Here is a 23295-nt window from a genome sequence, read left to right as displayed (position 1 = left end):
CGATCTTGACCGCGGTCGCGGTGGCGGCGCGCGCGGGCACGTTCGGCAACCCCAACATCCATGTCGACGAGCAATTCTACCTCTATGTCGCGCGCCGCATGCTGGAGGGCGCGCGGCCGTTCGTCGACGTGTGGGATCGCAAGCCAATCGGGCTGTTTGCCCTGTACCTGCCGGCGGCGGCGCTGCCCTATTCCTGGTCGATCTGGGCCTATCAGGCGCTGGCGCTGGTCGCGGTGGTCGCGACCGGCTGGCTGGTCATGCGGATCGCCCAGGTGGTCGGCTGGGGCCGCGGCGCGCTTGCTGCCGGTCTTGCCTATATCCTGCTGCTGAACTGGTTCGGCGGGCAGGGCGGGCAGGCGCCGGTATTCTACAATACGCCGGTCGCGCTCGCCATGCTGCTGATCCTGCGCGGCGGCGCACGGCGGGAACTGGCCGCCATGGCGCTGATCGGCCTTGCGCTTCAGATCAAATATTCGGTGGTGGTCGAGGGCGTGTTCGCCGGCCTCTGCATATTGTGGCGGCATTGGCGCGCGGGGGAGCGTGGCGGGCTGCTGCGGCGCGCCGTGTTGCTGGTGCTGGTGGCGCTGGCGCCGACCGCGGCAGTATGGCTCTGGTACGCGGCGCAAGGCCAGTCGGCGGCGTTCGTCCATGCCAATTTCGTGTCGATCCTGCAGCGCGGCGGTGATCCGGCGGCGCCTCGGCTGGCGTTGCTGCTGACGCTGCTCGGCTGGATGGCCGTGCCGATCGCGATGGCGGTGATGGGCCTGCGCGGCGGTGATGCGGCGGGGCGGCGCTTCGTCGCCGGATGGCTGGCCGCCGCGCTGGTCGGCGTCGCCGTACCGGGCGGGTGGCTGCTCCATTATGCGCTGCCGGTCATGCTGCCGGTGTCGGTGGCGATCGCCGGGCTGTTCTGCGTGCGCCCGCGGCTGACGATCGGCTTCCTCGTCCTCGCCGCGTTGGTGGGGCAGGGCGTCCTGTGGTCCGACCGGCAGGGGCGCGGCACGCCTGCCGCGTTCGACGCCCTCGCCGCTCGCCTGCGCGCGGCGCCGCCGGGCTGCCTTTATGTCTATTCGGGTCCGCCCGGCCTGCTCGATGCCAGCGGGCGCTGCGCCTCGTCGCGCTATGTCTTTCCCGCGCATCTCTATCGTATCCACGAATCGCGCGCGGTCGGCGTCGACCAGGCGCAGGAGGTGACGCGGATCTTCGCCCGGCGACCGGCCGTGGTCGTGCTGCGACCATTTTCCCCCGGTGAGCGGCCGGAAATCCGCGCGCTGGTGGAATCGCGCCTCGCCAGCGCCTATCGCCCGTTGCCGCCGGCACGATTGGGAAGCGAGACGCTGCAGATATGGGTTCACCGATGACCGGCGCGGCCGCACGTTTCGGCTGGCACGCCGACAGCTACGACACATCGCTCGCCTCGATCCGCTATCGCCTGCTGATGCCGCTGGAGGCATTGCAGGCGCAGGGCGTGCCGATCGCGCGCTTCGATCCCGCGCGTGATCCCGCAAGCTATGATGCGGTGATCTTCTCCAAGTCGCACTCCGCCGGGGCGGTGGCGGCGGCGCAGGCGCTGCGGGCGGCGGGGCGCGGCGTAATCTTCGACCTGTGCGACAATCTGATCGCTGCCCATGCCGTGCGGCATGTCAGCGACGCGCGGCTCGCCCGCTTTCGCGCGATGCTCGACGCGGCGACTCACCTCACCTTTTCCACCGCCATGCTGGCCGAGCAGATCGGCGCTGCTGTGCCCGGTGCCACCGCCGACCGCCGCGTCATCCCCGATGCGCTCGACATGCCCGATACGCTGCCGCCGCCCAGCTCGCGCGATGGACTGCGGCAGATGGCGGCGCTTGATCGCTTTCTCGCCCGCCGCCCGGATGCGCTCCACGCCATCTGGTTCGGCAAGAGCCTGGGCAGCGTGTCGGGCTATGCCCACCTTCACGCCGTCGCCGACCTGCTCGCGGCGCAGCCCTTCCCGATCACGTTGACCGTGGTCAGCAACGCGCCGCTGCGCTGGCTGCTCGGCCGCTGGCGCTGGCGGCTGCCGGTCCATTATGTCGGCTGGCGGCAGGAGACGGCGCATGCCGTGCTGCAACGGCACCGGGTCGCCGTGCTGCCGGTCGCGTCGAACGATTATACGGTGGGCAAGACGATCAACCGCCCGGCCACCGCGCTGCTCGCGGGGCTCGGCGTCGTGGCCGATTCGATTCCCTCCTATGAGGAACTGCGCCCGTTCGTCGCGCTCGACGATTGGGAGGGGGGGCTGGCCCGCTACTACCGCCAATGGGAGGCGGAACAGCCGCTGCTGGCGGCGGGCCGCGCGCATCTTGCGGCGCGTTACAGCCCGCTGGCCGTCGCGCGCCAGTGGCGGGTCGTTCTCGACCGCCTCTAGGCCGCGCGCGCCTGCTTTGCGGCCAGTTGCGCGGCATAATAGGCCATCAGGTCGACGGTATGCTCGCGGTCGGTGCGCACCTGGCCGGCGGCGACGATCGCCGCCCGGCGCAGCATCGCCGGGTCGCGCGCCTGCATCCGGGTGATCGCGCGGGCGCAGTCGATCGGGTCGCGCGCGGTGTACAATTCGGCGCAATGCGGATCGGCCACCTCGGCGCAGCCGCCGGTGTCGGGCACGATCAGCGGCAGCCCCGACGCCATCGCCTCCGACGCGACCAGCCCGAACGGCTCCGCCTCCGACCCGTGGATCAGCGCGTCGCAGCTCGCCATGATCCGCGCCAGCCGGTCGCGGTCATAGACCGGCCGAAACAGGCGGATATGCGGCGATCCCGCGATCCGTTTCTCCATCCGCTCGGTATCCACGCCCTGCCCCAGCAGGATCATGCCGACCGGCAGGCGGGCGCCCGCGCGCTCGACCGCGTCGATCACCATCGGCCAGCGCTTTTCGGGATGGTGGCGGCCCAGCCCCAGCAGCAACAGGCCGTCCGCCGGCAGCCCGCATTGCGCCAGCAGCGCCTCGCGCAGCCGTTCATCGCGGAAGGTGGGTGAAAAGTGGCTGCGCTCGATCCCCAGCGCCATCGCCGCATCGATCCTGAGGCCGCGCGCGCGCAGCCGCTTTTCCAGCGCCGGGCCGTTGGTCACCACGCAATCATACAGGTCGAGGAAGCGCGCCATGTAGCGCGTGTACCAGCCGAACGCCCGCTCGATCCGCTCATGGCTGGCGACGCCTTCGAACCAGCGCTGCGCATAAGCGGCCATATTGTCATTGTGCATGAAGAAGGACTTAAGCGCGCGTCCTTCCCACTGGCCGACGAACCACGCCGGGCGCCAGGGCGACGAACACTCGACCACATCGGGATCATAATGGTCGAGCAGCCGGGTGATCGCCTCGCGATCCCAGAACAGGCCGTAATTGCTGTCGAACGGCAGCCGCGGCGAGCGAACGTAATGGATCGCGCCGCCGCCGGGGCGCTCCTCGATCCGATCCTCGGTCCCCGCGGCGAGCACGATCAGCTCATGCCCCAGATCGTTCATGATGCCGATCTTGCGGTCGATATACGTCCGCACCCCGCCGCCAGTGGGGGAGTAGAATTCGTTGACGTCGACGACGCGCATGATCAGCGCCCCACCGGACCGAAGCTGGGGATGACGCCGCGCAGATATTGCGCGCGCACGGTGACTCGCGCGACGCCGCGCGGCACGGTGACGATCGCCTGCGACAGCTTGGGCTTTGATCGGCCGAGCCGCTCGTTCGATGGCACGCCGGCGCCGTCGGTCCAGACGTTGAACTTGTTCTTGCCGTCGCGATCATGCGTCACGAACAGCGCGTAGCGGCCCGGTGCGGGCGCCTTGATGCACAGGGTGATCGGGTCGGCGGACGGTGTCGGCACGCGTACCCGGCGGAAGAACTTGCCCTCCTTGATCAGATCGCGGTCGTCCTTGAGGAAATCCTCCTCCGTCGCGGGGTACAGCTCCAGCTTCAGCGATCCGGTGCGATCCTTCAGTCCCTGGATCGTGACCTCGATCGCCGACCCGTCGCGCTGGACACAGGAGGCCGCGTCGCTGCCGAGCACGCGCGCCTGCGCCGCCAGCGGCATGGAGGCGGCGGCGAGCGCAGCCGCGGCGAGGATCATGCGCGCCATAGCTTCAGTCCCTTCCATCCGGCGACAGCCGCAAATGCCGCCATCAAAATCACATGCACGCCCAGCGTCAGCGCCGAGACGAAGGCGATCATCTCGCTGAGCGCCTGATCCTGGCCAATCAGTAGGATCGCGAAGCTGGCGAACAGTAGGTCCTTGTTGGGCACCAGCGGCAATCGTGACACCAGCAGCCGCGCGGCCGACAGGAACAGCCACATCCACAGGGGAACGTCGGGCATCGCGAAATGCCACGCCAGCGCCAGCAGCAGCGAGCTGACCGCGATTCGCGCGCAATGGACGAGGAAGATGAACCACAGGTCGCGGCGCGGCAGCGAGAAGACGCGCTTGGAAAACAGCAGCAGGGCAAGGCTGATGCCCAGGGTGATGATCGCGGAACCGACGATGGCGTGCAGCACGGTCGCCGGCATCAGCTGATAGCCGACCGGCAGCGCCAGCGCGCACAAGAGGATCGTCGCGGCATTGCCGGCAATGGCCGACAGCAGCGATACGTCCTTCACCGCGCCGAACGGCGCCGCCACCAGCCGAGCGCGCGCCCGCGCCCAGGCGTAGAAATAGGCCTCGCCCGAATAGCCGAGCACCACGTCGTTCGCGATCCGCTTCTTGTGGAGCGCGACAAAGCCGGCGGCGGGAATCCGCCACAGCCGGCGAAAGATGATGAAATCCCCGGTCGGCGCCGTCATGTAGAGCGCAAGGAAGGCGACGTAGAACCAGGGGGAGGTGGGCGTGGCGCGGCTGAGCCCGGCCAGCCCGGAATCCAGCAGCTCACGACCGAGCATCACCACCATGGCAACGCTCAGCACGCCGCCAAGGATGGTGGGCCAGCGACGCTTCAGCGTCCGGGTCGGTTCCAGAGCGGCGATGTCGGGCAGATCGCTGTCGATCACGCCCGCCGGCACGCTGGTGGCTTTCGCGGTCAAAACGTTGAACTTCCTTTGCACGCATTCCGCATAACGCCCCCGCGGAATGGTTCGGGCAGATGCCGGGGGAATGTGGTTTCTTTTCGGCGGAAATCTGGGCGGGAGGTAGCAGGATACAAGATGAGCAGCGCCGAACACATCCTCAGTTACGCCCAGACGCTTCGTGGCGGCGGGGTGGAACGGGCATTGTTGCGGCTGGCTGGCGAGTGGATTGCGCTGGGGCGACGCGTCACGCTGGTGATCGGAAGCAAGGAGGGGCCGCTGGCACGCGAGCTTCCCGGAGGCGCCGATGTCCTGTTGCTCGATTCGCCCGCATACCGCGCCTTGCTGTCGCTGCCGCGCCATGTGCGCGCGACGCGCCCCGACGTGATCTTCTGCCCCGGCAGCCATTATACCGGCGTCGCGGCCTGGACCCGCTGGCGGCTGGGCGCGGCGACGCCGCCAATCGTCGGCAAGGTTTCCAATGCGCTCGCCCGCCCCGATCATGGCGCCGTGACCGGCCTCGCCCATGCGCTGTGGCTGCGGCAGCACCCGCGATTCCTTGACCGGGTGGTGGCGATGACCCCGGCGAGTGCGGCGGAAACGGCGGCGGCGATGCGGCTGACGCCATCATCGGTGCCGATCATCCCCAACCCGCCGGCGCGGCCGATCGCGGGTGCCCCCCAACTCAATCTGCCGCCGCGCTATGTGCTCGGCGTCGGCCGACTCGCGCCGCAGAAACGGTGGGACCAGCTCGTGTCGGCGATCGCCGCTATGCGCGAGCGGGTGCCGCTGGTCATCCTGGGCGAAGGGGAGGGACGCGACGCGCTGATGGCGCAGGCGCGCGCGCTTGGCGTCGACCTGATCCTCCCCGGCCATGTAGCCGATCCGCTGCCCGCCATGGCCGGCGCGGCGCTCCTCGCGCTGACGTCCGATTTCGAAGGCTCGCCGGGCGTGCTGCGTGAAGCGCTGTCGATGGGAGCGCCGGTGGTATCGACGGATTCATCGCCCGCCGTGGCGGAGATCATCGCCGACCCGGCCTGGGGTGCGGTGGTGCCGCGCGAGGATCCGGCAGCGTTGGTCGCGGCACTCGACCATTGGATGGTCGCGCCGCGCCCCGCGCCGGTCACGCCGCCGGGCAGCGATTCGGCGGCGCGCTACCTCGCGCTGTTCGATTCGCTCATGCCGGCTTGACCCGCTCCGGCGCGGCCGCCTGCACCGCGGGCAGCGCCAGATTGGCTGCCTCGGCGGCGCACAGCCGGGGATAAGGCGTCAGATCCATCTCGAACCGGCGCGCATTGTACAATTGCGGCACCAGGCAGATGTCGGAAATGTCGGGGCTGTCGCCGCCCAGGAAAGGGCCATCGCCGGCCATCTGCTCGAGCGCGGCCAGCCCCTCGGCCACCCAGTGGCGGTACCATGAATCCTTGGCCGGCTGATCGGCGCCGAATTGCGATTCCAGCCGCTTCAGCACGCGCAGATTGTCGATCGGGTGGATATCCGCCGCGATCACCAGCGCGCGGGCGAGCTGACCGGCGCGCACGAACGGATCCTTCGACACCATCGGGGGATCGTCGAAGTTCGCGTCCAGCCAGTCGACGATGGCGAGGCTCTGCACCAGCGGCCGCCCATCGACGACCAGGGTCGGGACCAGCCCCTGCGGGTTGAGCGCGCGGTTCGCCGGCGCTGCCTGCTCCGCCGCCGCCAGGTTCACCGGCACGCTGTCGTGCCGAACGCCCTTCAGGTTGAGGCAGATCCGCACGCGATAGGCGGCGGACGAGCGCCAGTAATCGTGCAGGACGATCTTCATGCTTCTGGCGCCTCGTCATCGTCGCGCACCGTTTCGCTGCGACGCTCCATCGCCGCCTTGATCATCGCGGTCATCGGATCGGCAAGCGCAAGGCCGAGAATGCCGAACAGCGCGCTGGCGAGGATCTGCGCGCCCAGCGTCAGCGCCGGCGGCATGTCGACGGTGCGCTTCGCCACCATCGGGATCAGCACATAGCCGTCGAACGTCTGCACGATCACATAGGTGCCGATCGCCCACAGCCCGGTGTCGACCCCGGCGGAAAAGCCCACCGCGATCATCAGCGCGCCCGAGATGAAGGCGCCGATATTGGGGATGAAGGCGAGGATACCGGTCAGGATGCCAAGGATCATCGCCATCGGCACGCCGCCCAGCATCAGCGCGAGCCAGGTCAGCACGCCCTCCGCGATCATGCCGAGGATGCGGCCGAACAACAGGCGGCGCAGCGTGTCGCCCATCCGTTCGGTGGTGATGGCGAATTCCTCGCGCTGATCCTGCGGGATCATCCACTGCAGCCCACGTTCGTACACGCGCGGGTCCATCGCGATGAACAGGCCGATCACGACGATCATGAACAAGGTGGTGAGCGCGCCCACCGCGGTGCCAACCCAGGAGGTCAGCCGCCCGACGGAGCTCATCGCTTCGCGCGCGAGGCCGCTGAAATCGGACGCGCCCGGCATCAGCCCCTGTTCGGAGAGGAAGCTGGTGAGCCTGATCGCCTGCGCCTCCAGCGTGGTGCGCAGTTCGTTCACCTGCTCGGCCACCTGCACGCCGGTGAGGACAAAGGTGCCGACCAGGAACACGACGGTCAGCAGGCAGACGATGAGCAGGCGCCACGCCCGGCCGATGGGAAGAACCCGGCCCAGCAGGCGTACCCCGCCGTCCAGCAGCGAGGCAAAGACCAGCCCGGCGAAGATGATGAGCAGCGGCTGCACCAGCAGCACGACGAGCGCAATCGCCGATGCCATGCCCAGCCATACTGCCGCTCGTCTTATTTCCCGGCGTGTCTCGGGATTGCGCACTTCATTCGGGCTGGCACCTTCGACCAGCCTGACCTGCCCCTCGCTCACTCGCCCTCCGGTCGCAGCGAAGTGCCGGCACGGCCGCTGCGCAGCGATCCAAACCATGTCAGCGGGTTAATGGTTGCCGATCCATCGACGGAGAAGGTGATGAATTCGGCCCGACCGCCGATATTCTCCCACGGCACCGGACCCCCGAGGCCCTTTTCACTGCCACCCAGCGCAAAACGGCTATCGGCCGAGCGGTCGCGATTGTCGCCCATCAGGAAGACGTGATCGGCCGGAATCTTGATCGGACCATAATAATCACCGGGGCTGGCGCCCAGCTCGACCGTGTCGAAGCGGCGACCGTTGGGCAGCGTCTCGGTGACGATCGGCAAGCGGCAGACGATCTTGCCGTCGGGCCGGGTGATGCGCGCGCCGGGATATTGCCAGGGGTCGCAGGTCGCATTCTTGTCCACCGGCATGTCGCGATAGTGGATCGGGCCGCGCTCGACCGGCTTGCCGTTCAGGATCACCGTGCCCGCGCGCACTTCCAGCGTGTCGCCCGGCAGGCCGATGACGCGCTTGATATAGTCGCTGGTCTGGCCCGGCGGGGTGACGATGACGACGTCGCCGCGCTCGGGCATCTTGCCCCACACGCGGCCGCGCCACGCCGGGAGCTGCACCGACCAGCTTTCCACCGGCCGCCGCAGCACCACGTTCTCGACGATCGCGGCCGGATTGGGGATCGTCGGCGACACGAACGACCAGCCATAGGCATATTTAGATACGACGAGGCGGTCGCCCACCTCCAGCCCCGGCAGCATCGATTCGCTGGGGATGTAGAACGGCTTGGCAAGCAGGCTGTGGAAGCCGAGCACCGCGATGATCAGCCAGAACATCCCCTTGGCCTCGCCCCACCAGTCGAATCGGCTGGCATGGCGACGCGGCGCGTCATCGGCGGGCGGCTCGGTCGTCTGCAGTTTTTCGGCCAGGTCGTTCACAGGATGGGGATCACTTGTCCGGGATCGCCTCGATGATCACAAAGGCCTGCGCCCAGGGATGATCGTCGGTCAGGGTGAGGTGGATGGCGGCGCGGTGGCCGAGGGGAATCATCGCGTCGAGCCGCGCCTTGGCGCCGCCGGTCAGCGCCAGCGTCGGCGCGCCCGATGGAGCGTTGACCACGCCAATGTCCTTCATGAACACGCCGCGGCTGAAACCGGTGCCGACCGCCTTGGAGAACGCCTCCTTGGCGGCAAATCGCTTGGCATAGGTGCCCGCGACGGTGAATGGCCGGCGGCGCGCCTTGGCACGCTCGACATCGGTGAAGACGCGGTTTTCGAACCGTTCGCCGAAGCGGTCGAGCGAGTTGCGGATCCGCTCGATGTTGCAGAGATCGGATCCCAGCCCGATGATCACCGCGCCACGTCCATCGCCGCGCGCATGCGGCGGATCGAGTCCGCAAGGCCGATGAAGATCGCCTCGCCGATCAGGAAATGGCCAATGTTGAGCTCAACCACCTGCGGGATCGCCGCGACCGGCGCAACATTGTCGAAGGTGAGGCCGTGGCCGGCATGAACCTCGATCCCGTTCTTCGCGGCCAGCGCGGCGGCATCGGACAGGCGGCGCAGCTCCTCGGCGCGGGCCGGCCCGTCGAGCTCGCAATAAAGCCCGGTGTGAAGCTCCACCACGGGCGCACCCAGGCGCAGCGCAGCGTCGATCTGGCGCGCGTCGGGCTCGATGAACAGCGACACGCGCGAACCAGCGGCGGTGAGTTCCGCCACCATCGGCTGCAGGCGATCGTGGAGCCCGGCGGCATCGATGCCGCCCTCGGTCGTCCGCTCCTCGCGCTTCTCGGGGACGATGCACACCGCATGCGGCCGGTGCTTCAGCGCGATGGCGAGCATTTCCTCGGTCGCCGCCATTTCCAGGTTCAATGGGATGGTCAGTTGCTCGGTCAGCCGCGCGATGTCGTCATCGGTGATGTGGCGCCGGTCCTCGCGCAGGTGAGCGGTGATCCCGTCCGCGCCCGCGTCCGCCGCCAGCAGCGCCGCACGCACCGGATCGGGGTACGTACCGCCGCGCGCGTTGCGCACGGTGGCGACGTGATCGATGTTGACCCCCAGGCGCAGCTTCTGATTCACGCGGCGGCCCGGCTCCCCGGCTTGATCGCCGGAATTGCTGCCAGTTCGGGCGGAACCGCATCCGGCTCGTAGGTCGGTACCTCCAGCTTGATCAGCGGGAAGAATGGGACGCCGATGTCGGCAGCGCCGTTCGAACGATCGACCAGCGCGGCGCCGGCGATGACCCGGCCCCCTGCCGCCTCGATCGCCTTGATCGCCTCGCGGGAGGACAGCCCGGTGGTGACGACGTCCTCCATCATCAGCACTTCCTGCCCCTCGCGCAGGCGGAATCCACGGCGCAGCTCAAAGGTGCCGGTCGGGCGTTCGACGAACATCGCCTCGACGCCCAGCGCGCGGGCCATCTCGTGCCCCGCGATCACCCCGCCCATCGCCGGGGAGACGACCGCCGTGATCCGCTCGCGCAGGTCGGCGGGCAGGCGCGCGGCCAGCGCCTCGGCCAGGCGCGCACCGCGGCGCGGGTCCATCAGGACGCGGGCACATTGCAGGTAGCGGGACGACCGCAGGCCCGATGACAGGATGAAATGCCCCTCTAGAAGCGCGTCCGCCGCGCGAAATTCGGCCAGCACATCGTCGTCGGTCACTCTACGCCCTTTCGTAATGTCTCGATGAATAAGGTCGCGCCGGGCGCCGCGCAACAAAGCGAAACGCCCTGTGGGCAAATAATGGCACATGCGTGCTTGAGGCGCGCGAAACCCCTCCGTATAGGCGGCAGAGTCTAAGGGTCTGCGCAGGGGGTGCGCTGGCCGCACACCGGAGAGGTAAGGTTACCGCACGGATGAGAAGCGCGTTCAAGGGATGGATGCTGGCCGCTGGGCTCGCGCTGGCAGGCCTTGCGCCTGCGGCTGCCCAACCGGCCGCAACGGAGGGCAATGCCGCAAGCGCGCCCGCAGCAGTGGGCACGATCGGCAATTCGGCCAACACGGCAGAGCGGGCGCCTGACCAGGCACCCACCGCGCCGCAAGTTGCCGCCGACGGCGCGCCGGTATTGTCGGCGGAACCGATCATCGGCCAGCCGACCGATCGCCTGATGTCGATCCAGCCGCAGGTGACCAAGAACGGTCAGCGCGCGATGGGTTTCCACAACAACATCCTGCTGCCGCTGATCGTCATCATCTGTCTGCTGGTGCTGGTGCTGCTGGTGTGGGTGGTGATCCGCTACCGCCAGGCCGCCAACCCGATCCCGTCCAAGACCAGCCACAACACCATCATCGAAGTGGTGTGGACGCTGGCGCCGGTGCTGATCCTGGTGGCCATCGCGGTGCCCTCGATCGGTCTGCTCTCCGCCCAGTACAAGCCTGCCCCGGCGGGCGCGGTGACGCTGAAGGCGATCGGCAACCAATGGTATTGGAGCTATCAGTATCCGGATCATGGCGGCGTCGAAATCACCGCCAACATGCTGAAGGAAAAGGACGAGGTCGCCGCTGGCGAGCGCTTCCGTACCGACGCTGACGGCCCCCGCCTGCTTGCCACCGACAACCGCGTCGTCCTGCCGGTCGGCGTGCCGATCCGCCTCATCACCACGGCCAATGACGTGATCCACAGCTGGGCGATCCCGGCCTTCTGGATCAAGCTGGACGCTGTGCCGGGCCGCCTCAACGAAACCAGCTTCACCATCGAGAAGCCGGGTGTCTATTTCGGCCAGTGCTCCGAACTGTGCGGCGCGCGCCACGCGTACATGCCGATTGCGGTCGAAGCCGTCCCGCCGGCGCAGTTCGCGGCGTGGATCCGTTCCAAGGGTGGCTCGATGCCGGGTGCGGCGCAGCCGTCATCGGCCGAGATTCCGCAGCCGGGCGCCGACAATTCGGCGAGCGTCGCGGCTGACGCGAACACCGCCGACATGATGACCGGCCCGACGCAGAACGCGACGGCCGAACCCGCCACCTCGCCTCAGGGCGCCACCGGCAATCCGGGCGGCACCGGCGACACGGGACGCTGAGACCATGACCGATACCGCACTTCAACCATCCGCATTCCAGGCGCATGACGATCACGCGCACCACCATGACGCGGATCACAAGCCGTCGTTCTTCGCGCGCTGGTTCATGTCGACGAACCACAAGGACATCGGCACGCTCTACCTGATCTTCGCGATCTTCGCGGGGATCATCGGCGGCGCGATTTCCGGCCTGATGCGCGTCGAGCTGCGCGATCCGGGCATCCAGTATCTGCCGACATGGCTCGCCATGCTGCATGGTCCTGGCACGTTCGACGACGCGCTTCACCTGTGGAACGTCCTGATCACCGCCCACGGTCTGATCATGGTGTTCTTCATGGTCATGCCGGCGATGATCGGTGGCTTCGGCAACTGGTTCGTCCCGCTCATGATCGGCGCGCCGGACATGGCGTTCCCGCGCATGAACAACATCAGCTTCTGGCTGCTGGTCCCATCGTTCATGCTGCTCCTTGCCTCGCCGTTCTTCGGCGCGGGCGCGGGCACCGGCTGGACCGTTTATGCGCCGCTTTCCACTTATGGTGAGCCGGGGCCGTCGGTCGACATGGCGATCCTGTCGCTCCACCTGTCGGGCGCCTCGTCGATCCTGGGTGCGATCAACTTCATCACCACCATCTTCAACATGCGCGCGCCGGGCATGACGCTGCACAAGATGCCGCTGTTCGCCTGGTCGGTGCTGGTCACCGCGTTCCTGCTGCTCCTGTCGCTGCCGGTTCTCGCCGCGGCGATCACGATGCTACTGACCGACCGTAACTTCGGCACGACCTTCTTCGATCCGGCCGGCGGTGGCGATCCGGTGCTCTACCAGCACCTGTTCTGGTTCTTCGGCCACCCCGAAGTGTACATCATGATCCTGCCGGGCTTCGGCATCATCAGCCACATCATCGCGACGTTCAGCCGCAAGCCGATCTTCGGCTACCTCGGCATGGCCTATGCGATGGTCGCGATCGGCGTCGTTGGGTTCGTCGTGTGGGCGCACCACATGTTCGCCACCGGCCTCAGCGTGAACACGAAGATGTACTTCACCGCGGCGACGATGGTGATCGCGGTGCCGACCGGCATCAAGATCTTCTCGTGGATCGCGACGATGTGGGGCGGCTCGCTCACCTTCAAGACCCCGATGGTCTGGGCGATCGGCTTCATCTTCATGTTCACCGTGGGCGGCGTGACGGGCGTCGTGCTCGCCAACGGCGGCGTCGACGATTACATGCACGACACCTATTACGTGGTGGCGCACTTCCACTACGTGCTGTCGCTGGGCGCGGTGTTCGCGCTGTTTGCGGGCTTCTACTACTGGTTCCCCAAGATGTCGGGGAAGATGTACAACGAGTTCCTCGGCCAGCTGCACTTCTGGGTGTTCTTCGTCGGTGTGAACATCCTGTTCTTCCCGATGCACTTCCTGGGCCTGCAGGGCATGCCGCGGCGCTACCCGGACTATCCGGACGCCTATGCCTATTGGAACCAGATCGCGACCCACGGCTATGAGATCATGGCGCTGGGCATGGTGATCTTCTTCATCAACCTGATTTGGTCGCTGGCGGCCGGCAAGAAGGCGCCCGACAACCCTTGGGGTGAAGGTGCGACGACGCTGGAGTGGACGCTGTCCTCGCCGCCGCCGTACCACCAGTTCGAGACGCTGCCGGTGATCGAGGACAGCAAGCACCATTGATCGCCAGCCGTCAGGGCACCAACGAAGCGCCCCGCGAGGAAACTCGCGGGGCGTTTTCGTTTAGGGGAATGGCCGGGTGGCGCGCGCTGCTGGCGGCGGCACGCGCAGGCCGACGTGGGGCACGAACAGGCTCAGCCACGATCAGGGAAGCAGGAAAGGTGGGCAGGCGCGCGTAAAGGGCGCCACATGTGCCGTGAGGTAAGAGGGGCAGACGGCACGCCACATCGCGCCGCAGGCATCACGCTGCGGCTACCGGGTCACCATCGCTGTCAGGAAGAAGATGGTGCCCAGGGACGGGATCGAACCGCCGACACTGCGATTTTCAGTCGCATGCTCTACCAACTGAGCTACCTGGGCACACCGACAGAACGTCGGGGAGCGGTCCCCCTAATCGGCTGAAGCGCCGCTGTCCAGCCCATCCGGGTCGATCTGTCGTCCGGGAATGCGATATCCTTCACCCAGCCATTGCAGCAGGTCGCGATCCTTGCACCGGCGGGAGCAGAACGGGGCATTGGCGGCGTCGCTGGGCTGCGCGCACAGGGGGCAGGTGTCGGTCATTCGTTGAATATGGGAACGCGCCCGGTGCGTTGCAGCAGGGCGGCGAGCCAGTCGGGGCGGGCAAGGATTCGCGCGCGTACCGCCGGCGGCAGGCGGAAGCGGTTGGGTGACGACGCTGGCGTGCGCTCGATCTGGCGCAGCGCCGCCCGTGCGGCGGCACCGACGGGGTCCGCACGAAGTAATTCGGGTAGCGAGGGCCGCGACCGGCCCCGCACGATCTGCAGAAAGCCGAAGCCGTTGACCGCGGTACGCTCGAACGGCCGCGCGAGCAGCGAATCGATCGCCGCAGCCACCGCCTGCCGCGCCTCGCGCCCCGCCAGCGTCGGAAAGTCGATCCCGATCGATCCGCCGATGTCGAGCCGCTCGATCGCGGCGGCAACCGCGGTCGCGGCGCGCACCGCCAGCGCGTCGAGCGGCGGATCGCCATCGACGTCGAACAGCGCCATTGCCGGCGTCGGCCAGAAGCGCAGCATGCCGCCCGGGAAGGGGATGTCGCCCGTCACCGCTTCCTCCAGCACCTCGGACCATCCCGCAGCCTCCAGCGCGTCCGGTTCGTGCGCCCGCAACGTGCGGACCGGTGCGTCGCGTAGCCGCTCCAGCAGCGTCGGGGCGGGGCAGGGGGCCGCATCGGTGATCCGGCCCCGCGGCGGCTTGGGGCGCCCGGGCTCGGGGATGGCGCCGCGCGTCACCTCGACCCGAACCGCCGCACCCAGCGTCGCCCCAGCGGCGGGGCGGACCAGCGCTATGTCCTCGCCGGAGTCGAGCCGGGCAAGGTCGCGTTCGATGAGGCGGGCGGGCGCGATCAGCCCGGGTTGCGGGCCGGCATCGTCGCACGCGATGCGGGCGCGGAGAATATGGCCGTCATCGTCGATCAGGGCGGCGCGCTGCTCGCCGATCCCCGCTTCGTATAGCCACTCAGCCAAGGATCACGCCGGCCGTGGCCAGCAGCGTGCGCGTTTCGAATAGCGGCAGGCCGACGACACCGGAATAGGAGCCGTCGATGCGGCGCACATAGGCCTCCGCGCGGCCCTGGATGGCATAGCCGCCTGCCTTGCCCAGCCCCTCTCCGCTCGCGACATAGCTGCGGATCTCCGCCTCCGTCAGCGGCTTGAACGCGACCATCGTGTCGGAGAGCCGCGTGCGCATCGTGCCCTCGCAGTCGACGACGATCACGGCGGACAGGCAATGGTGACGCCGGCCCGACAGGAGCCGCAGCATCCGCGCGAGATCGTCCTCGTCGGCGGGCTTGCCAAGGATGCGGGGTCCGACTGCGATGCTGGTGTCAGCGGCCAGCACGACCTCGCCGTCGCGGCGTGGCACCGCGGCTGCCTTGGCGGCAGCGACGCGCAGGACATAGTCGCGCGGGCGTTCCGCCTTCAGCGGCGTCTCATCGACGTCGGGCGCGACCACGCGCGCGGGCACGACGCCGATCTGCGCCAGCAGCGCAAGACGCCGCGGCGAAGCGGAGGCAAGGATCAGATCGGCCGCCATGCGCCGACCCCCGTTACGTTACAGGCCGCGCTTATTGCGGGCCGGGGCCGCCACGGCCGGGCATGAAGCGGTAGGTGATGCGCCCCTTGGTCAGATCATAAGGGGTCAGCTCGACGAGCACTTCGTCACCGACCAGCACGCGGATGCGGTTCTTGCGCATCTTGCCTGCCGTATGGCCGAGGATCTCGTGATCGTTCTCCAGCCGGACGCGGAACATGGCGTTGGGCAGGAGCTCGACCACCTGGCCGCGCATTTCGAGGAGTTCTTCTTTCGCCAAAAAATCGATCTTTCTGCGGATAAGGGCGCGCGGGCGCTTAGCCGAAGCAACGCCAAAAGAAAAGGCGCGCGGCGAAAGCGCAGGCGGCAACGCAGCCAAAATGTGGCTGGGCGGGGAATGTTTCAACCACCGTGGCGCAATTGCCGCGGTGGTGCCGGTCGGTGGCGACCGGCACGCCAGCGCCTAGCGCGTCGGGACGGGCGCGTCGCCGCTATAGTCGTAGAAGCCGCGCCTGGTCTTCTTCCCGTACCAGCCGGCCTCGACATATTTCACCAGCAGGGGGGCCGGGCGGAACTTGGGATCGCCGGTCGACTCGAACAGCACGCGGGTGATTTCCAGGCAGGTGTCGAGGCCGATGAAGTCGGCCAGCGTGAGCGGCCCCATCGGGTGGTTCAGGCCGAGCTGGCAGGCAAGATCGATGTCGCGGATCGTGGCGACGCCCTCGCCCAGCGCGAAGCACGCCTCGTTCAACATCGGCATCAGGATTCGATTGACGATGAATCCCGGCGCATCATTGGCGTGGACCACGGCCTTGCCCAGCGCGGTGGCATAGGTCTCGACCGTCTTGACCGTCTCGTCGGCAGTCGCGAGACCGCGGATCACCTCGATCAGGCCCATGACCGGCACCGGATTGAAGAAATGCACGCCGATGAAGCGCGCGGGATCGGGCGAGGCCTGCGCCAGCCGCGTGATCGGGATCGACGAGGTGTTTGAAGCGAGGATCGCCTGATGGCCGAGCACGGTGCCGACCTCGGCGAAGATCGCGCGCTTCACTTCCTCGCGCTCGGTCGCCGCCTCGATGATGAGGCCGCACGACGACATGCCCTGCACGCCCTCAATCGGCTCGATCCGCGCCAGCGCCTGTTCGCGCGCCTGCGGCTCGATCTTACCCTTCTCGACCGCACGATCGAGTTGCCGCGCGATGCCGGCCTTGCCGGCCTCGGCGCGCGCCTTGTCGACGTCGGTCAGGAGGACGCGATAGCCGGCCTGGGCGGAAACCTGCGCGATCCCCGCGCCCATCTGCCCTGCGCCGATGACGCCGACTGCCTGCATGATTGTCTTCCCTTGTTCGAACTCACGAGGGGCGCGCTCTAGCCGCTTGTGACACGATTTGTCGAAGCGGGAATCAACGACGGGTGCGGTTCGGCGTGCGGCGCAGCCCGGTCAGGAAGCGGAAAGGAGAGCGTGCCGCTCCCCGTCTTGATTGTCGCTCAGGCGGCCTTGCGCAGGTCCAGCCGGTCCCAGATCTCGACCAAGGCGTCGGTCAGTTCCTGCATCATCGCTTCGCTGTGCGCAGGACCCGGCGTAAAGCGCAGCCGCTCGGTACCGCGCGGGACCGTCGGGTAATTGATCGGCTGAACGTAGATGCCGTATTCGGCCAGCAGCACGTCGCTGATCTTCTTCGCCTTTACCGGGTCGCCGACCATCACCGGCACGATATGCGTGTCGCCGATCATCACCGGCAGGCCGGCCTCGGTCATCATTTCCTTCAATCGTGCAGCGGCGGCCTGCTGGCCCTCGCGCTCGACCGAGGAGCTCTTGAGGTGGCGCACGCTCGCCAGCACGCCGGCGACCAGCACGGGCGAGAGCGAGGTGGTGAAGATGAAGCCGGGCGCATAGCTGCGGATGACGTCGATGATCGTCTTGTCCGCGGCGATATAGCCGCCCATCACGCCGAACGCCTTGCCCAGCGTGCCCTCGATGATGGTCAGCCGGTGCGCGACCTCGTCACGCTCCGAAATGCCGCCGCCGCGCGCGCCGTACATGCCCACGGCATGGACTTCGTCGAGATAGGTGAGCGCATTATACTTGTCGGCGAGGTCACAGATCGCCGCGATCGGGGCGACATCGCCCTCCATCGAATAGACGCTCTCGAACGCGATCAGCTTGGGCGTCGCGGGATCGTCGGCGGCGAGCAGTTCCTCGAGATGCGCCAGGTCATTGTGGCGGAACACGCGCTTCTCGCAGCCCGCGTTGCGGATGCCGGCGATCATCGAGGCGTGATTCAGTTCGTCGGAATAGATGATGCAGCCCGGCAGCACTTTGGCCAGCGTCGCCAGCGTCGCTTCGTTGGAAACATAGCCCGACGTGAACAGCAGCGCGCCTTCCTTGCCGTGCAGGTCGGCGAGCTCGGCCTCCAGGTCGACATGATAATGCGTGTTGCCACCGATGTTGCGCGTGCCGCCGGAGCCCGCGCCGACATCGTGCAGCGCCTCTTCCATCGCCGCGATCACCTTGGGGTGCTGCCCCATCGCGAGATAATCGTTGGAGCACCAGACGGTGATCGGCTTCGGGCCATTGTGGCCGGCGAAGCACCGCGCGCTGGGATAATGGCCCTTGTTGCGCAGAATATCGATGAAGACGCGGTAACGGCCTTCGGCGTGGAGACGGTCGATCGCCTGCGAAAAGGCGCGGGTGTAATCGACCGGCTTGGCCGAAAGAGCGTCGATGGACATGGGGGCGCACTTACTCTCCCCAACCCGCAGTTTCCAGCGGATTCGGGCTTTTTCAGTGATCGGCCGGGTCGCTAACTCGGCTCCGCGGCATCGGTTCCCGCTGTCCTGTGGCGGAATCAGAGCCGCTCGACGCGATCGAAACCATAGCGTGCCAGCGCCCGATCGAGCCCGGGCGCAACATCGCCGGTGAAGACCGCGAGGTCGGCCTGATCGCGGGCGAACGTCTGCCCCTGCGTCAGATAGGCGATGCGCTGCCCAATGCCCGGGCCGCCATCGACAAAGGTGACTGGCCGGCCGACCGCCTCGGCCAGTTCCTCGCTCAGCAGCGGGAAATGGGTACAGGCGAGCACGATCGTGTCGATCGCGTCGCCGCCGGGCGCGGCGAGCATCGGCGCGATCGCGTCGCGCACCGCGTCGGGCGACACCGCCTCACCGCGCAGCTTCGCCTCCGCCAGCGTGACCAGGTCGGCCGAGCCGTGGCGGATGACCTGGCAGTCGCTGGCGAAGCGGGTGGCGAGGTCGTCGACATAGGCCTGCCGCACGGTCGCCGCCGTGCCAAGGACGCCGATCACGCGGGTCCGGCTGATCGCCGCGGCCGGCTTGATCGCCGGCACGGTGCCGACGATCGGCACGTCGAGCGCGGTGCGCACGGCGCCCAGCGCAATCGTCGAGGCGGTGTTGCACGCGATCACGATCAAGCGAGGCCGATATCGCTCCGCAAGGCGGCCGAGCAGCGCCGGAACGCGGCCGGCAATCTCGGCTTCCTGCTTCACCCCATAGGGAAAACCGGCCGAATCGGCGGCGTAGATCAGGCGCGCGACGGGCAGTTCGCGGCGGGCGGGGGCGACGATCGACAGGCCGCCGACACCCGAATCGAAGAACAGGATCGGGCGCGGATCGCTCATCCCCGCCTCTTACGGATCCGACGCGCGGGGGAAAAGCGCGAGTCGCGGCCGGCCCTGTCGCGATGCTCGCCAAAGGGCGGCATTAATGCATGTTAGTAGTAACAGCCGTTTCGTTCGGCTAACGTCACGAGCAACGGAGGAAATGTCTCTGCCGACCGAGATCATCTGGGGACCACCGCTTCTCGCGCTGGTGATTGGCTATCTGCTGGGATCCATTCCCTTCGGCGTTCTGCTCACCCGGGCGAGCGGCGCTGGGGACCTGAGGCAGATCGGCTCCGGCAATATCGGCGCGACCAATGTGCTGCGCACCGGCCGCAAGGGGCTGGCAGCCGCCACGCTGCTGCTCGACCTTGCCAAAGGCTGGGCGGCGGTGGTGATCGTCGCAGCGCTGCTACCGGGCGACGAACAACTCGCCGCGGCCGGTGCGTTCGTCGGCCATTGCTATCCCGTGTGGCTGCGATTTCGCGGCGGCAAGGGCGTCGCGACGTTGATGGGCATCGTGCTGGCGCTGCATCCGCCGCTGGCCTTGGTCTATGCGATCGTCTGGCTGGGTTTGCTGGCGACGCTGCGCATTTCCTCGGTGGCGGGGATGGCCGCTGCGGCCAGTGCGCCGGTGGCGGCCGCCGTGTTCGACCGGTTCGATCTGGTCCCCCTGCTGCTCGCGCTCGCGCTGATCGTGATCTGGAAGCATCGTGACAATATCGGGCGATTGCTCGACGGGGCGGAGCCGCGGGTCGGCCGCAAGGGTGGCTGACGCCGATCCGCGCGACGATGGTGCCGACCGACTTCGGCTGATCCGGACGCCGGGCGTCGGGCCGGTCACCTACCGCCAGCTGCTGCGCCGCTTCGGCACCGCGCGCGCCGCCATCGAGGCGCTGCCTGAGCTATCCCGCCGCGGCGGTGGGCGGGTGCGAACCGCGGCCGATCCGCGCGTGATCGCTCGCGAGATGGAGACGGTGGCGCGGCTCGGCGCGCGGCACGTGTTCCATGACGATCCCGACTATCCGGCGCTGCTTGCCACCTTGGCTGATGCGCCTGCGGTGCTGACGGTTCGCGGGCATTTCCCTGACCCTGCCGCCAACAGCGTCGCGATTGTCGGTGCCCGCAACGCCTCGGCCGCGGCATGTCGCTTCGCACGCGGTCTGGCGCATGATCTGGCCGCGGAGGGCACGGTGGTCGTGTCAGGACTGGCGCGCGGGATCGACACCGCCGCCCATGTCGGCGCCGGCCCTGCCACGGTCGCGGTCATCGCCGGCGGGATCGACATCGCCTACCCGCCCGAAAACGCCGCGCTGCAGGAACGGATCGCGGCGGAAGCGCTGCTCGTCGCCGAAATGCCGGTTGGCACAGAGCCGCGCGCGCGCCACTTTCCCCACCGCAACCGGATCATCGCCGGCTGGGCGCAGGGCACGTTGGTGGTGGAGGCGGCGCCCAAATCGGGCTCGCTGATCACCGCGCGGCTGGCGGGCGAGGCAGGGCGCGACGTGATGGCGGTGCCGGGCAGCCCGCTCGATCCACGGGCGCAAGGGTGCAATCTGCTGATTCGCGACGGGGCCACGCTGGTCCAGAACGCCCACGACGTGCTGGAGCAGATCCGGCCGTTCGATCCCCGCGTCGTCCGCACGCCATTCGTGCCGTTCGAGGCGCAGCCACCCGCCGACGCCGATGATCAGGCGCGCCGCGCCGTGGTCGCGCTGCTTGGCCCGGCGCCAACCCCGGTGGACGAGGTGATCCGCCAATCCGGTGTGCCCGCCGCGGTGGTGCAGATGGTGCTTCTGGAACTGGAGATCGCCGGCCGGCTCGATCGTCATGCCGGCGGGCGAATCAGCCTGACGATGTGACCGGCGCGCCCGCGTCGATCAGGCCGCGGGCGGCAGCCACGACAGATCGAGCCCCGCCAGCCGGTCGGTGTAATTGGCCGACCGCCCCAGCCGTCCTTCATCGAGAAGCGTCACACGGCCCGAATCGCGCCGGATCAACGCCTCGTCCTCCAACTGGCGCAGCATGCGGTTGACGTGCACCGCAGTCAGCCCGGTCGCATCGCCAATCTCTTCCTGCGTCAGCCCCAGGATGAAGCTGTTGTCGATCGTAGGATCGAGCCGCCTCAGGCGATTGCGTACGTCGAGCAGCACCGAGGCAACGCGCGCCTTGGCCGACGTGCGGCCGAGCGCGGCGATCCGATCGGTCAGCATCGCCCGTTCCGCCTGATCGAAGGCGACGATGACCGCGAACAGCCGCGGCTGTTCGAGTGCAAGCTGAGTCATCAACGGCCGGTCGAATGGGCACACCACGCTGTCCGCCAGCGCGCCCACCGTCTCCGGCACGCGTGAGAACACCAATGCAGGCAGTGCGATGACGTCGCCGGGAAAAATGAAGCGCAGGATCTGACGACTGCCATCGGGCAGGATGACATAGCTCATCATCATGCCGCTGCGCAGGATGAACAGCTCCCCGGCCGGGTCATTCTCCCGCACCAGCGTCGCGCCGCGGCGAAGCGTGCGCTCACGCTCCTCCAGACGCAGAAGCGCTGAGCGTTCGCCAGTGGATAATGGGACAAAGTCACCGAGACGTTCGGCAAAACAGCTACTTGGCACGCGTGGAGGGCCCCCTTGGGAACAAAGAACGCTAGTCGCCTCGGGGCCGGTGCTGCATTAAAGTCGATCAACATCGTTACGCGGCCGTCGCTTGGCGAGCGCGCCTGCGTTCGGTAGATGCGTGCCGATGGACCGTATCCTTATTCGCGGTGGCAATCGCCTGTCGGGCAAGCTGCCGATCTCCGGCGCGAAGAATGCAGCGCTCACCCTCATGCCCTGTGCGCTGCTGACCGATCAGCCGTTGACGCTACGGAATCTGCCGCGGCTGGCCGATGTCGATGGCTTCGGCCACTTGCTCAATCAGCTTGGCGCCTCCACCGCGATCGAGGGGACCCGCCCCGAGGAATTCGGCCGCGTCATGACCATCCGCGCGGGGCAGCTGACCTCTACCGAGGCGCCCTATGACATCGTGCGAAAAATGCGTGCGTCGATCCTGGTGCTTGGGCCCATCCTGGCACGGGCCGGCGAGGCGCGCGTGTCGCTGCCGGGCGGCTGCGCGATCGGCAATCGCCCGATCGACCTCCATCTGAAGGCGCTGGAGGCGATCGGCGCCGAGCTGGAGATGAGCGCCGGCTATGTCACCGCGCGCGCGCCCAAGACGGCGTCCGGCAGCGCCCGGCTGAGCGGCGGGCGCTATCGCTTCCCGGTGGTGTCGGTCGGCGCGACCGAGAATGTCGTGATGGCGGCCGTGACGGCGAAGGGCAGTTCGCGGATCGAGAATGCCGCGCGCGAGCCGGAGATCGTCGACCTGTGCCGCTGCCTCGTCGCGATGGGCGCGCAGATCGAGGGCATCGGCACCGAGACGCTGGAGATCGAGGGCGTCGATCGCCTGCACGGCGCGACCTATGCCGTGATGCCCGACCGGATCGAGGCGGGCAGCTATGCCTGTGCGGCCGCGATCACCGGCGGCAGCCTGGAACTGGTCAACGTCGATGCTGAAAGCATGGGTGCAACGCTGACCGCGCTGGCCGACGCCGGCGTGCTGATCGAGCTGAAGAAGAATGCGGTATGCGTGACGGCGCAGGGGCCGCTGCAGCCGCTGACGCTGACCACCGCGCCCTTCCCGGGCTTCGCCACCGATATGCAGGCGCAGTTCATGGCGATGCTGTGCAAGGCGGACGGTGCCAGCGTGCTGACCGAGACGATCTTCGAGAACCGCTACATGCACGTGCCCGAACTGGCGCGGATGGGCGCGGACATCACCGTCAGCGGGCGGACTGCCGTGGTGCGCGGCGTCGAGCGGCTGGTCGGCGCGCCGGTGATGGCGACCGACCTGCGTGCATCGATGAGCCTGATCCTCGCTGGCCTCGCCGCCGAGGGTGAGACCTCGGTCAACCGCGTCTATCACCTCGACCGCGGCTATGAGCGGCTGGAGGAAAAGCTGTCGGCGGTGGGTGCGGATATCGAGCGCGTCAGCGACGGCTGAGACGGGAGCTG

Annotated in this window: 25 protein-coding genes and 1 tRNA gene; 8 read left to right on the top strand and 18 right to left on the bottom strand. The window is 68.0% G+C overall.

Annotated elements, in window-relative coordinates; genetic code table 11:
• Window positions 1–5: 5 nt before the first annotated feature.
• Both CA236_RS08725 and CA236_RS08720 read left to right on the top strand, forming a co-directional pair.
• Window positions 6–1361 carry a DUF2029 domain-containing protein gene (locus CA236_RS08725; protein WP_125945311.1) on the top strand — a complete coding sequence of 452 codons (1356 nt, stop codon included), beginning with the start codon at window positions 6–8 and terminating at the stop codon, window positions 1359–1361.
• Window positions 1358–2389 (top strand): glycosyltransferase, encoded by a 1032-nt coding sequence (locus CA236_RS08720; protein ID WP_125945310.1) that lies wholly within the window; start codon window positions 1358–1360, stop codon window positions 2387–2389. Before CA236_RS08725 ends, CA236_RS08720 begins: the two co-directional genes overlap by 4 nt.
• Here the strand turns inward: CA236_RS08720 and CA236_RS08715 are convergent.
• The 3 genes from CA236_RS08715 to CA236_RS08705 are packed head-to-tail and all read right to left on the bottom strand — an operon-like array spanning window position 2386 to window position 5026.
• Window positions 2386–3564, bottom strand: coding sequence for a glycosyltransferase (locus CA236_RS08715; protein ID WP_046409495.1), 1179 nt, complete (start codon window positions 3562–3564; stop codon window positions 2386–2388). The genes CA236_RS08720 and CA236_RS08715 overlap by 4 nt on opposite strands.
• Before the next feature lie 2 nt (window positions 3565–3566).
• Window positions 3567–4091, bottom strand: coding sequence for a DUF2141 domain-containing protein (locus CA236_RS08710; RefSeq protein WP_046409497.1), 525 nt, complete (start codon window positions 4089–4091; stop codon window positions 3567–3569).
• Window positions 4079–5026: a hypothetical protein gene (locus CA236_RS08705; protein WP_046409500.1), complete on the bottom strand. Its 948-nt coding sequence runs from the start codon at window positions 5024–5026 to the stop codon at window positions 4079–4081. Before CA236_RS08705 ends, CA236_RS08710 begins: the two co-directional genes overlap by 13 nt.
• Window positions 5027–5146: 120 nt before the next feature.
• On the opposite strand from CA236_RS08705, the gene CA236_RS08700 reads away from it, so the two are divergent.
• On the top strand, window positions 5147–6199 hold the full coding sequence (locus tag CA236_RS08700) for a glycosyltransferase (RefSeq protein ID WP_125945309.1): 1053 nt from the start codon (window positions 5147–5149) through the stop codon (window positions 6197–6199).
• Here the strand turns inward: CA236_RS08700 and maiA are convergent.
• The 6 genes from maiA to pyrE all read right to left on the bottom strand — a co-directional run bounded on the left by maiA (window position 6186) and on the right by pyrE (window position 10538).
• Window positions 6186–6815 (bottom strand): maleylacetoacetate isomerase, encoded by a 630-nt coding sequence (maiA, locus tag CA236_RS08695; protein WP_125945308.1) that lies wholly within the window; start codon window positions 6813–6815, stop codon window positions 6186–6188. The genes CA236_RS08700 and maiA overlap by 14 nt on opposite strands.
• Window positions 6812–7780 carry an AI-2E family transporter gene (locus CA236_RS08690; RefSeq protein ID WP_231621951.1) on the bottom strand — a complete coding sequence of 323 codons (969 nt, stop codon included), beginning with the start codon at window positions 7778–7780 and terminating at the stop codon, window positions 6812–6814. Before CA236_RS08690 ends, maiA begins: the two co-directional genes overlap by 4 nt.
• 98 nt (window positions 7781–7878) lie before the next feature.
• Complete coding sequence (gene lepB, locus CA236_RS08685) at window positions 7879–8796, bottom strand: signal peptidase I (RefSeq protein ID WP_046409669.1); 918 nt, start codon at window positions 8794–8796, stop codon at window positions 7879–7881.
• 31 nt (window positions 8797–8827) lie between these two features.
• Entirely contained in the window at window positions 8828–9232 is a 405-nt protein-coding gene (acpS, locus tag CA236_RS08680; RefSeq protein ID WP_046409508.1) for a holo-ACP synthase, read from the bottom strand.
• Window positions 9229–9957 (bottom strand): pyridoxine 5'-phosphate synthase, encoded by a 729-nt coding sequence (locus CA236_RS08675; protein WP_046409510.1) that lies wholly within the window; start codon window positions 9955–9957, stop codon window positions 9229–9231. Before CA236_RS08675 ends, acpS begins: the two co-directional genes overlap by 4 nt.
• Window positions 9954–10538: an orotate phosphoribosyltransferase gene (gene pyrE / locus CA236_RS08670; RefSeq protein WP_125945307.1), complete on the bottom strand. Its 585-nt coding sequence runs from the start codon at window positions 10536–10538 to the stop codon at window positions 9954–9956. The genes CA236_RS08675 and pyrE overlap by 4 nt, the downstream gene beginning before the upstream one ends.
• A 194-nt stretch (window positions 10539–10732) precedes the next feature.
• On the opposite strand from pyrE, the gene coxB reads away from it, so the two are divergent.
• Window positions 10733–11893, top strand: a complete 1161-nt coding sequence (gene coxB / locus CA236_RS08665; RefSeq protein ID WP_046409514.1) for a cytochrome c oxidase subunit II — start codon at window positions 10733–10735, stop codon at window positions 11891–11893.
• Window positions 11894–11897: 4 nt separating this feature from the next.
• The gene (gene ctaD, locus CA236_RS08660; protein WP_046409516.1) at window positions 11898–13577 is read left to right on the top strand and encodes a cytochrome c oxidase subunit I; all 1680 of its coding nucleotides are present in this window, start codon (window positions 11898–11900) and stop codon (window positions 13575–13577) included.
• Between the two features lie 281 nt (window positions 13578–13858).
• Here ctaD and CA236_RS08655 read toward each other — a convergent pair.
• The 8 genes from CA236_RS08655 to murI form a co-directional block, all read right to left on the bottom strand.
• Window positions 13859–13934 (bottom strand) — tRNA-Phe (locus tag CA236_RS08655).
• 30 nt (window positions 13935–13964) lie between these two features.
• Window positions 13965–14135 (bottom strand): DNA gyrase inhibitor YacG, encoded by a 171-nt coding sequence (yacG, locus tag CA236_RS08650; RefSeq protein ID WP_082103002.1) that lies wholly within the window; start codon window positions 14133–14135, stop codon window positions 13965–13967.
• A complete protein-coding gene (locus tag CA236_RS08645; RefSeq protein ID WP_125945306.1) occupies window positions 14132–15058 on the bottom strand; it encodes a ribonuclease in 927 nt (308 codons plus the stop codon). Before CA236_RS08645 ends, yacG begins: the two co-directional genes overlap by 4 nt.
• Entirely contained in the window at window positions 15051–15626 is a 576-nt protein-coding gene (locus CA236_RS08640; RefSeq protein ID WP_046409522.1) for a Maf family protein, read from the bottom strand. The genes CA236_RS08645 and CA236_RS08640 overlap by 8 nt, the downstream gene beginning before the upstream one ends.
• 31 nt (window positions 15627–15657) lie before the next feature.
• A complete protein-coding gene (infA, locus tag CA236_RS08635) occupies window positions 15658–15903 on the bottom strand; it encodes a translation initiation factor IF-1 (protein ID WP_026325702.1) in 246 nt (81 codons plus the stop codon).
• A gap of 183 nt (window positions 15904–16086) precedes the next feature.
• Window positions 16087–16956 carry a 3-hydroxyacyl-CoA dehydrogenase NAD-binding domain-containing protein gene (locus CA236_RS08630; RefSeq protein WP_125945305.1) on the bottom strand — a complete coding sequence of 290 codons (870 nt, stop codon included), beginning with the start codon at window positions 16954–16956 and terminating at the stop codon, window positions 16087–16089.
• Window positions 16957–17114: 158 nt separating this feature from the next.
• Window positions 17115–18359 carry a 5-aminolevulinate synthase gene (hemA, locus tag CA236_RS08625; RefSeq protein ID WP_046409528.1) on the bottom strand — a complete coding sequence of 415 codons (1245 nt, stop codon included), beginning with the start codon at window positions 18357–18359 and terminating at the stop codon, window positions 17115–17117.
• Between the two features lie 116 nt (window positions 18360–18475).
• Window positions 18476–19264, bottom strand: coding sequence for a glutamate racemase (gene murI, locus CA236_RS08620; RefSeq protein WP_125945304.1), 789 nt, complete (start codon window positions 19262–19264; stop codon window positions 18476–18478).
• A gap of 142 nt (window positions 19265–19406) precedes the next feature.
• On the opposite strand from murI, the gene plsY reads away from it, so the two are divergent.
• Window positions 19407–20018 carry a glycerol-3-phosphate 1-O-acyltransferase PlsY gene (gene plsY, locus CA236_RS08615; protein WP_125945303.1) on the top strand — a complete coding sequence of 204 codons (612 nt, stop codon included), beginning with the start codon at window positions 19407–19409 and terminating at the stop codon, window positions 20016–20018.
• Complete coding sequence (gene dprA / locus CA236_RS08610; RefSeq protein WP_125945302.1) at window positions 20011–21105, top strand: DNA-processing protein DprA; 1095 nt, start codon at window positions 20011–20013, stop codon at window positions 21103–21105. Before plsY ends, dprA begins: the two co-directional genes overlap by 8 nt.
• A gap of 18 nt (window positions 21106–21123) precedes the next feature.
• On the opposite strand, the gene CA236_RS08605 is transcribed toward dprA, so the two are convergent.
• Entirely contained in the window at window positions 21124–21858 is a 735-nt protein-coding gene (locus CA236_RS08605) for a Crp/Fnr family transcriptional regulator (protein WP_046409533.1), read from the bottom strand.
• 127 nt (window positions 21859–21985) lie between these two features.
• Between CA236_RS08605 and murA the strand changes: the two genes are divergently transcribed.
• Window positions 21986–23284 (top strand): UDP-N-acetylglucosamine 1-carboxyvinyltransferase, encoded by a 1299-nt coding sequence (gene murA, locus CA236_RS08600; RefSeq protein ID WP_125945301.1) that lies wholly within the window; start codon window positions 21986–21988, stop codon window positions 23282–23284.
• Window positions 23285–23295: the final 11 nt, after the last annotated feature.

The organism is Sphingomonas sp. ABOLG (assembly GCF_003950435.1).
Lineage (GTDB): Bacteria > Pseudomonadota > Alphaproteobacteria > Sphingomonadales > Sphingomonadaceae > Sphingomonas > Sphingomonas panaciterrae.
Note: the sequence above shows the minus strand (reverse complement) of the source record. Positions and strands in the feature narration are given on the sequence as shown.